The sequence below is a fragment of the Kitasatospora sp. NPDC059571 genome, from assembly GCF_042735675.1.
GTDB lineage: Bacteria > Actinomycetota > Actinomycetes > Streptomycetales > Streptomycetaceae > Kitasatospora.
Genome location: NZ_JBHWBW010000299.1, coordinates 2,733 through 9,646, shown reverse-complemented (window position 1 = coordinate 9,646; position 6,914 = coordinate 2,733). Strand labels below are relative to the sequence as shown.

Annotated in this window: 10 protein-coding genes and 1 pseudogene; 3 read left to right on the top strand and 8 right to left on the bottom strand. The window is 74.5% G+C overall.

The window, feature by feature from the left end:
- Positions 1-416 (bottom strand): annotated as a pseudogene (locus ACFV0G_RS26845) (hypothetical protein); the annotation flags it as partial.
- Positions 417-550: 134 nt separating this feature from the next.
- On the opposite strand from ACFV0G_RS26845, the gene ACFV0G_RS26840 reads away from it, so the two are divergent.
- Entirely contained in the window at positions 551-1,042 is a 492-nt protein-coding gene (locus ACFV0G_RS26840; protein ID WP_380553094.1) for an inorganic diphosphatase, read from the top strand.
- Between the two features lie 93 nt (positions 1,043-1,135).
- Here the strand turns inward: ACFV0G_RS26840 and ACFV0G_RS26835 are convergent, their stop codons facing one another.
- The 3 genes from ACFV0G_RS26835 to ACFV0G_RS26825 all read right to left on the bottom strand — a co-directional run bounded on the left by ACFV0G_RS26835 (position 1,136) and on the right by ACFV0G_RS26825 (position 2,999).
- Positions 1,136-1,351, bottom strand: coding sequence for a dodecin (locus tag ACFV0G_RS26835; protein WP_345707006.1), 216 nt, complete (start codon positions 1,349-1,351; stop codon positions 1,136-1,138).
- A gap of 106 nt (positions 1,352-1,457) precedes the next feature.
- Entirely contained in the window at positions 1,458-2,408 is a 951-nt protein-coding gene (locus ACFV0G_RS26830) for an asparaginase (RefSeq protein WP_380553091.1), read from the bottom strand.
- Between the two features lie 78 nt (positions 2,409-2,486).
- Positions 2,487-2,999, bottom strand: a complete 513-nt coding sequence (locus ACFV0G_RS26825) for an ABC transporter substrate-binding protein (protein WP_380553088.1) — start codon at positions 2,997-2,999, stop codon at positions 2,487-2,489.
- Between the two features lie 331 nt (positions 3,000-3,330).
- On the opposite strand from ACFV0G_RS26825, the gene dtd reads away from it, so the two are divergent.
- On the top strand, positions 3,331-3,762 hold the full coding sequence (dtd, locus tag ACFV0G_RS26820; protein ID WP_380553084.1) for a D-aminoacyl-tRNA deacylase: 432 nt from the start codon (positions 3,331-3,333) through the stop codon (positions 3,760-3,762).
- Between the two features lie 4 nt (positions 3,763-3,766).
- On the opposite strand, the gene ACFV0G_RS26815 is transcribed toward dtd, so the two are convergent.
- The 3 genes from ACFV0G_RS26815 to ACFV0G_RS26805 all read right to left on the bottom strand — a co-directional run bounded on the left by ACFV0G_RS26815 (position 3,767) and on the right by ACFV0G_RS26805 (position 5,862).
- Entirely contained in the window at positions 3,767-4,732 is a 966-nt protein-coding gene (locus tag ACFV0G_RS26815) for a YgfZ/GcvT domain-containing protein (RefSeq protein WP_380553081.1), read from the bottom strand.
- Between the two features lie 10 nt (positions 4,733-4,742).
- The gene (locus ACFV0G_RS26810; protein WP_380553078.1) at positions 4,743-5,192 is read right to left on the bottom strand and encodes a Fur family transcriptional regulator; all 450 of its coding nucleotides are present in this window, start codon (positions 5,190-5,192) and stop codon (positions 4,743-4,745) included.
- 85 nt (positions 5,193-5,277) lie between these two features.
- Positions 5,278-5,862 (bottom strand): FABP family protein, encoded by a 585-nt coding sequence (locus ACFV0G_RS26805; RefSeq protein WP_380553075.1) that lies wholly within the window; start codon positions 5,860-5,862, stop codon positions 5,278-5,280.
- Between the two features lie 269 nt (positions 5,863-6,131).
- Between ACFV0G_RS26805 and ACFV0G_RS26800 the strand changes: the two genes are divergently transcribed.
- Positions 6,132-6,494, top strand: a complete 363-nt coding sequence (locus tag ACFV0G_RS26800; RefSeq protein ID WP_380553072.1) for a DsrE family protein — start codon at positions 6,132-6,134, stop codon at positions 6,492-6,494.
- On the opposite strand, the gene ACFV0G_RS26795 is transcribed toward ACFV0G_RS26800, so the two are convergent.
- Positions 6,488-6,769, bottom strand: coding sequence for a DUF3099 domain-containing protein (locus ACFV0G_RS26795; RefSeq protein WP_380553069.1), 282 nt, complete (start codon positions 6,767-6,769; stop codon positions 6,488-6,490). The genes ACFV0G_RS26800 and ACFV0G_RS26795 overlap by 7 nt on opposite strands.
- Positions 6,770-6,914: the final 145 nt, after the last annotated feature.

Sequence of the window (6,914 nt, the reverse complement as noted above, 5' to 3'; positions counted from 1 at the left end):
GAGCGCGCGCGCCGCGCGGTGCGCGCGTGGGGGGGGGCCGGGGGGGGGGCCCGCACCCCCGCGCGGGCCCCCGGGCCCTGGGCGCGGGTGGCGGCGTCCGCGACCGCGCAGTTCCGCGTGCCGAGCGCCGGGCCGCGGACGGTGGCGCCGAGGCCCTGCCGCACCCCGTCGGCGGTCGGGGCGCCGGCGGCGGTGTCGGTGACCGCGGCCAGGACGGGGCCGCGCTCCGGGGCGGCCCGGTGCGGGTCGGCGCCGTCGCCGCCGGGCCGTTCGGGGGCGTCCCGGCGGGCCGCGGCGGTCGCCGGGCCGTCCGGGCTCCGCAACTGGGCCGGCAGCACCGCGGCCGTCCCGGCGAGCACCACCCCGAGCGCCGCCGCCACGATCGTCCCGGCTCCGCGCCGCGCCCCTGCGTCCACCCACCGGCCCCTTTCCCGAGCACTCCCCACCGTGCGAGACACTTGGATTCTGTCAGGCCGCCCGGCGGCGGGGAGCGCGGACGCCGCGGGGCCCGGTCGCCTGGCGGCCCACGTCCCACACCATGGAGGAACCGTTGGAGTTCGACGTCCTGATCGAGATTCCGAAGGGCTCGCGGAACAAGTACGAGGTCGACCATGAGACCGGCCGGCTTCGCCTGGACCGGATGCTCTTCACCTCGACCCGCTACCCGGCCGACTACGGCTACGTCGAGGGCACCCTCGGCGAGGACGGCGACCCGCTGGACGCGCTGGTCATCCTGGACGAGCCGACCTTCCCGGGCTGCCTGATCAAGTGCCGCGCCATCGGCATGTTCCACATGACCGACGAGGCGGGCGGCGACGACAAGCTGCTCTGCGTGCCGGCGACCGACCCGCGCTGGGAGCACCTGCGGGACATCCACCACGTGTCGGAGTTCGACCGCCTGGAGATCCAGCACTTCTTCGAGGTCTACAAGGACCTGGAGCCCGGCAAGTCCGTCGAGGGCGCCAACTGGGTGGGCCGGACCGAGGCCGAGGCCGAGATCGTCGCCTCGGTCAAGCGGCTGGAGGAGAAGGGCGGCCACTGAGCCGTCCTTCCGCCGGGCCTCCCGGGGGAGGCCCGGGAGCAACGGGGCCGGGGTGAGCGCTGCGCTCGCCCCGGCCCCGTGCGCTGCCGGTGGTCAGTCGGCGTCCTCCAGGCGGAAGCCGACCTTCAGCCCGACCTGGTAGTGCTCGATCCGGCCGTCCGCGAGGTGGCCGCGCACCTGGGTCACCTCGAACCAGTCCAGGTTGCGCAGGGTCCTGGAGGCCCGGTCGATGCCGTTGCGGATCGCCGCGTCGATGCTCTCGGACGAGGAGCCGACGATCTCGGTGACGCGGTAGGTGTGGTCGGTCATGACGGTCTCCCAAGCGGTGGTGTGACGGCCCCTCGTCCACCGTGCCGCAGGTCGGCGCGGCCCGCGCGGCGAGCCGCCGCGGCGGGGTACGCCGCCCGGGTGCCGGTCAGAAGGCCGCGCGGACCTCGCCGACCACCGCGCCGCCGCCGTGCAGCGGCTCGGTGCCGATCTGCTGCAGCACCTCGTGCTCGATGCCGAGGCGGCGCAGCGCGGCCGCCAGGACCGGGCCGCGGGCGCGCTCCGCACCGTCGTCGATCTTGAAGGCGAGGGCACGGCCGTCGGGCAGTGCGACCACCTGGACGGCCTCGGCGCCCATCTTGGAGAGCAGTCCGGGCAGGGCGCGCATCAGGTGGGTGTCGGCGCGGCGGGTGCCGGCCACGTACTCGGGGTGGGCCCGCATGGCGTCGGCGACCCGGCGCTGGGCGGTGCCGGGCTCGGCGAGCAGCAGGGCGCGGTAACCGCGGGCGAGGCCGGTGAGCGAGACCGCGAGCAGCGGGGCGCCGCAGCCGTCGGTGCCGACGTGGGCGGGCCGCTCGCCGGTGGCCTCCTCCAGGGCCTCGCGGGCGAGGCGCTGGATCGGGTGGTCGGCGTCCAGGTAGCCGGCGGTGTCCCAGCCGTTGGCGGCGCTCGCGGCGAGCCAGCCGGCGTGCTTGCCGGAGCAGTCCATCATGATCGGCGCCGGGTCCCCGCCGGCGCGCAGCAGCGCCTCGGCCTCGACCCGGTCGAGCGGCAGGTCGGCCGGGGTGCGCAGGTCGGCCTCGGTGAGTCCGGCGTCGGCCAGGATCGACCGGACGGCGGCACGGTGGAACTCCTCGGCGGAGTGGCTGGAGGCGGCGAGGGCGAGGCGCTCGCCGTCGAGGTCCAGGCCCGCGCGGAGGGTGGCGACGGCCTGGAAGGGCTTGGCCGTGGAGCGCGGGAAGACCGGCTGGTCGGGCGCGCCGAGCGCGTACTCGACCGTGCCGTCGGCGGCGAGCAGCACCAGGGAGCCGCGGTGGCGGCCCTCGGTGAAGCCGGAGCGTATGACCTCGGCGAGGGCGGGCAGGGCGGACTGCGGCATGGGGTGGTTCTCCTGACGGGCGCGGTGCACTGGGTGAGGGTGGCCCGGTCTCCGCCCCGCTCCGCGGACCGTGCGGCCCTAGCCCCCCGCGAGCAGGTCGTCGACCCGTGCTTCCCCTTCACGGTACCTGCGGGTGATCTCGGCGCTGCAGTCGTCCGCCGTCCGCTGGAGGAGCTGGCGGCGTCCGGAGATCTCCCGTTCGTGCCGGGTGAGCCGCTCGACGGCGGCGAGCAGGTCGTCGGTGGGGTGGGCGGCGAGGTCGGCGAGCTGGACGTCGCCCATCAGTGCGTCGGCCTCGCGGCGGTACTCCTCGCCGCGCGGCGGCCCGACCGTGAGGTGGCGGGCGGGCCGGCGCACCGTGGACGGCAGGTCGGCCAGGATCGCCGGGAGGCGCTCCAGCAGGTCGGTGCGGCCGGCCGCCGGGCCGGCCCCGTGCGGGACCCTCCGCCGGTCGAGCTCGGCGCGCAGGATGTCCATCCGGCCCTGGAGCAGGCGGCGCAGGTAGGAGAGGTCGGCCTCCTGCTCCTGCGCGTTCCGCCAGAGCGTACGGAGCTGGCTGAGGCCCAGCCCGCCGATGTCGCTCGCGTCCATCCACCACCTGCCGTCGTCCTGCGTCCGGTGCCGGTCGGCCCGTACGTGAGCACGTCCGGCCGTTCCCGGTGGTTCCCGCCGGGGCGGCGCCGCCACCCGTCCGGGGGAAGCCGCCCGCGCCGTTCCGAGGCGGTGCACCGGGTCGGCCGACGGACAGCGTGCCACCCGGGCGGGGCCCTGCGCACCGACCGGCACCCGAACGGACCCCGTGGCGAAGTGCCGTGGCTGGTATGACAATTTCCGCCCACGCGCTGACCTGCGCCGACCTCGGCGCACGCGCGCGCCACCCGGCGTGCGTCGGCGAATCGCGCGCCTCCGGCAGAATGGCGGCATGCGAGCAGTGGTGCAGCGGGTGGCGGAGGCCGCCGTCCACGTGGACGGCGCGTGCGTGGGCGCGATCGAGGGGCCGGGCCTGTGCGTCCTGGTCGGCGTGACGCACGAGGACACCCCGGCGAAGGCGGCCCAGCTGGCCCGCAAGCTGTGGACGCTGCGGCTGTTCCCCGGCGAGCCGGAGCAGTCCTGCTCCGAGCTGGGCGCGCCCCTGCTGGTGATCAGCCAGTTCACGCTCTACGGGGACGCCCGCAAGGGCCGCCGCCCCACCTGGAACGCCGCCGCGCCCGGCCCGGTCGCCGAGCCGCTGGTGGACGCGGTGGCGGCCGAACTGCGGGCGCTGGGCGCCAAGGTGGAGACCGGGCGGTTCGGGGCGGACATGAAGGTGTCGCTGGTGAACGACGGCCCGTTCACCGTGCTGCTGGAGGTCTGACCCGCTACTGCGGGACGATCACGTCCTGGGTGCCCGGCACGGTGCCGGCCAGCAGGACGGCGTCCACCGGGGTGTTCCGCTTCACCAGGGCGAGCGCGATCGGGCCGAGCTCGTGGTGGCGGGCCGAGGAGGTCACGAAGCCCACCGGGCGGTCCTGCCCGGTGACGGTGACCTCGGTGCCGTGCGGGGGCAGCTTCTCCTCGGTGCCGTCCAGGTGCAGGAAGACCAGCCGGCGCGGCGGCCGGCCGAGGTTGTGCACCCGGGCGACGGTCTCCTGCCCGCGGTAGCAGCCCTTCTGCAGGTGGACGGCGGTGGCCAGCCAGTCGACCTCGTGCGGGATGGTGCGGTGGTCGGTCTCGAAGCCCAGGCGCGGCCGGTGCCCCTCGATCCGCAGCGCCTCGTGGGCCCACACCCCGGCGGCCGGCCCGTAACCGGCCGTCAGCTTCTCCAGGTCGGCGCGGGGCAGGAACAGGTCCCGCCCGTAGGGGAGTTCACGGACCGCCGCGGCCCCGTCGGCGGGCGCGGTGGAGCCGGCCGGCAGGTACACCACGGCGTACTCGGCGGTCGCGTCGGCGACCTCCACGCGGTAGAAGAACCGCATGCTCTCCAGGTAGCCGATCAGCGCCTGCTGGGTGCCGGGCTCGACGTGGATCCAGGTGGTGGCGCCGTCGTCGACCAGGTAGAGGGCGTGCTCGACGTGGCCGTGCGGGGAGAGGATCAGTGCGTCCGCGGCCTGCTGCGGCGGCAGTGCGCTGACGTGCTGGGTGAGCAGCAGGTGCAGCCAGGTGAGCCGGTCGGCGCCGGTGACGGTGACCACGCCGCGGTGCGAGAGGTCGACGAAGCCGCGCCCGGCGGCGAGCTCGCGCTGTTCGCCGAAGATGGAGCCGTAGTGGGCGGCGACGCCCGCGTCGGGTCCCTCGGCGGGGACGGCGCCGGGCAGGGCGAGCAACGGGCTCTGGGTACCGGTCATACCGGCCAGCTTACGGCTGCCGGCGGTGGAGCTTTTCGGTGCAGTCGGCGCAGCGCCCGAAGATCGCGAAGTGCTTGAGGTCGGTGTCGAAGCCGTGCTCGGCGCGCAGGCTCTCGACCAGCGGGGCCGCGATCGCGGTGTCGGTCTCGGTGACCTTGTCGCAGTCCCGGCAGACCAGGTGCAGGTGGGTGTGGCGGCCGGCCAGGTGGTACGTGGGGGCGCCGTGGCCGAGGTGCGCGTGCGAGACCAGGCCGAGCTCCTCCAGCAGCTCCAGCGTCCGGTAGACGGTGGAGATGTTGACGCCGCTGGCGGTCTTGCGGACGTGTCCGAGGATCTCGTCCGGGGTGGCGTGGTCGAGCACGTCCACCGCCTCCAGGACGAGCTGTCGCTGCGGGGTCAGCCGGTAGCCGCGCGCGCGCAGGTCGCTCTTCCAGTCGGTGGGTGCATCGGTCTTCGCCACGGTGTGTCCCTACCCGTTCGAGGTCGTGGAACAAGTGTAGGGACCGGCCTGCCGGCCGGCCCCTACGTCGTGCTCGACCGCGTGCTCAGCGGAAGAACGCGATGCCGTCGTCCGGCAGGTCGTTGATGTCCTGGATCAGCTTGGCCGGGCTGAGCACCTTCTTCAGCTGCGCGGACATGTACGGCCGCAGCGGAACCTCGGGGGCGGCCTTCTCGCCGACCCAGAGGAGCTCCTCCTTGACCATGCCGTACAGGCGCTTGCCGCCGGTGTAGGCGGGTGCGCCCTCGATCCGGGCGACCGCGTCGGTGGCCAGGTCGATCTGCGGCTTGCCGTCGTGCAGCTTGCCGTACCAGATCTCCACCGTGCCGTCGTCGCGGACCGACGAGACCTCGATCTCGCGCTCGCCACCGGTGCCGTGCTGGTTGCTGGTGATCCGCCAGAAGGAGTGCTCGTTCTCCAGCGGGCGGACCTTCTCGCCCTGCTCGTCCAGCACCCAGGTGCGGGAGCGGAACTCGAGGAACGGGCGGCCGTCGTGCCGGAAAACGACCTCCTGGCCGAAGTTGCACTTCTCGGACCCCGGGAAGTCGAAGACGCCGGCGCCCTCCCAGGTACCCAGGAGGAAGGCGAGCGGGACGACGTCACGGTGGAGGTCGGAGGGAATCTCGATCATGATCCTGCTGCTGTCGTCGGTGTCGGACTATCTACCCAACCGTACGGCAGTCGGGGTCAGCGCTGGCCCTGGTAGAGCTTCATCACCGAGAAGATCGCGAACCAGGTGATCACGACGGCCATCAGCGCGAGCAGGCTTTCGAAAAAGATTTCCACGAGGGCGCTCCATCGAGGGCAGGTGTGGGCGGTGGGTAGGACCTGCCGAGTCTATCGGCCGCCCCTCGGGCGGTCTCGGTGAGCCCCGCCACGCACGCCGCATAGTGTGTCGCCATGTCGAAGAAGCTGGTCATCAAGGTCACCGCCGGCGCGGACGCGCCGGAGCGCTGCTCGCAGGCGTTCACGGTGGCGGCGGTCGCGGTCGCGAGCGGGGTCGAGGTCTCGCTCTGGCTGACCGGGGAGTCGTCCTGGTTCGCCCTGCCCGGACGGGCGGCGGAGTTCGAGCTGCCGCACGCGGCACCGCTGCCCGACCTGCTGGAGTCGGTCCTGGCGGCCGGCTCGGTCACCCTGTGCACCCAGTGCGCGGCGCGGCGCGGGATCGGGGAGAAGGACACGGTCGAGGGCGTGCGGATCGCCGGGGCGCAGGTCTTCGTCAGCGAGGTCATGGCCGACGGGGTGCAGGCCCTGGTCTACTGACGGCCGTCCCCGGACTCGTGGTCGGGGCGGTCCCGGTCGTGGCCGGGCCGGTCCCACCCGGGGTCGTCCCAGCGCGGGTCGTTCCACCAGTCGTCCTCGGGGTCGCGCTTGTTGGCGAAGACCGCGGCGAGCGGCGGGATCACCATGGCGACCAGGCACATCGCGATCGCGGCGGGCACCGACCACAGGCGCACCACGCCCCAGGCCAGGACGAACAGTCCGAGGCAGACGCCCATCATGACGAAGTAGCGGACGTGCCGCTGGTGTGCCTGCACCCCTCCAGGATATGGCCGTGGGGGGGCGCGGCCGCCGCGGGGCGCCCGCGGGGGGGCCCAGCGGCGCACCCCGACCGCCCCCCGCCCCCCACCACCCCCCCCCCCCCCCCGGGCGCGGGCGGGGGGCGCGGGGGGGGGGCGCGGC

What these genes read in the sequence shown, in the direction of transcription:
- dtd (WP_380553084.1), top strand. Translation starts at nt 3,331, where the DNA reads ATGCGAGCAGTGGTGCAGCGGGTGGCGGAGGCCGCCGTCCACGTGGAC.
- ACFV0G_RS26800 (WP_380553072.1), top strand. Translation starts at nt 6,132, where the DNA reads ATGTCGAAGAAGCTGGTCATCAAGGTCACCGCCGGCGCGGACGCGCCG.
- ACFV0G_RS26815 (WP_380553081.1), bottom strand. Translation starts at nt 4,732, where the DNA reads ATGACCGGTACCCAGAGCCCGTTGCTCGCCCTGCCCGGCGCCGTCCCC.
- ACFV0G_RS26825 (WP_380553088.1), bottom strand. Translation starts at nt 2,999, where the DNA reads ATGGACGCGAGCGACATCGGCGGGCTGGGCCTCAGCCAGCTCCGTACG.
- ACFV0G_RS26830 (WP_380553091.1), bottom strand. Translation starts at nt 2,408, where the DNA reads ATGCCGCAGTCCGCCCTGCCCGCCCTCGCCGAGGTCATACGCTCCGGC.
- ACFV0G_RS26805 (WP_380553075.1), bottom strand. Translation starts at nt 5,862, where the DNA reads ATGATCGAGATTCCCTCCGACCTCCACCGTGACGTCGTCCCGCTCGCC.
- ACFV0G_RS26835 (WP_345707006.1), bottom strand. Translation starts at nt 1,351, where the DNA reads ATGACCGACCACACCTACCGCGTCACCGAGATCGTCGGCTCCTCGTCC.